Genomic DNA, 619 nt, shown 5'->3' with positions numbered 1-619 from the left:
AATAGATAAATTTAAACCTTTGTATAATCAATATATTTTTATTGGTTATTTGAGGCTAGCACTTTTGTAATAGCTCTTATTTAATTTGCTAGATAGATGCGCTAAACATCAACACTATTATGCACGACGAGCAGATTATTGTCATGAAAGATTGCGTACACCCTTGCCTTTAGATTTGTTTCACTGTATAGCTATTTTGCTAATACACCTTGTCAAGACATACACTACCTGCTAACTGCTGATTTAGTCTTAATTATTCTAAATCAGTACTCGCTTGGCATTTTATATAAAGCTGTCAAGCATTTACCAGTGAAAGACCGTGACCGCTAGCGTCTATGGTAGGGCCGTTAACCAGGTATTTATGCTATAATGCCTCTACTTTCATTCTATAACTATAAGTACGACAATGATGACTAAAAAATCCCTTATCCAGTCCCCTGAAGCCATAGAAAAAATGCGTGTCGCCGGTAAGCTTGCCAGCGACGTACTTGTGATGCTTGATGAGCACGTGAGAGTCGGTATCAGTACCGAAGCGCTCAATCAAATAGCTCACGATTATATCGTTAATGAGCAGCAAGCTATCCCAGCGCCGCTCAATTATAATGGCTTCCCAAAATCA

Annotated in this window: 1 pseudogene; it reads left to right on the top strand. The window is 38.4% G+C overall.

The window, feature by feature from the left end:
* Nucleotides 1-409 precede the first annotated feature (409 nt).
* Nucleotides 410-619: pseudogene (locus ACS8FD_RS22080) on the top strand (type I methionyl aminopeptidase); the annotation flags it as partial.

This window comes from Psychrobacter sp. 1U2 (assembly GCF_051847575.1).
Note: the sequence above shows the minus strand (reverse complement) of the source record. Positions and strands in the feature narration are given on the sequence as shown.